Here is a 430-nt window from a genome sequence, read left to right as displayed (position 1 = left end):
CTCTCTGGGCGAGGCGAGGGCTTGTCGTTAGAACCCCGGGTGTTTTGAAATTGCCTGGGGGGGGGGGGGTCCCCCCCCCCCCCCCCCCGCTCCCCCGCCCGGCCCGGGCCGCGGCGGGGATGACGCGACCGGAGCCGGAGGCGGCCGCAAGAGCCGCCCCCTCCGCCCCTCCCGCGGCCAGGCGCTTCGCCGCCCGCCCGGGACCCATGCAAGACCCGCGTGCAAGCTTTCCCCCCGTCATGGCCCCCGGTCATGTGCGCGGGCGGAGCCTTGTCCGCGCCCGAGGGCCGACTCCCCCGGCCCCCCGGGCGCAGCGCAGGTCCGGCAGGCGGCGCGCCGACGGCCCCCAGGCCGCGTGGTGGGGCGCGAGCCCTCCCCAGGGCCTCTTCTCCCCACACGGGGGGAAGCGGCCCCGGCGAACCGGGGTGCA

Origin of the sequence: Rhodovulum sp. DZ06 (genome assembly GCF_050586345.1) — a bacterium.
Lineage (GTDB): Bacteria > Pseudomonadota > Alphaproteobacteria > Rhodobacterales > Rhodobacteraceae > JBOCEF01.
The sequence above is the reverse complement of the archived record's forward strand: the minus strand, read 5'-3'. Positions refer to the sequence as shown.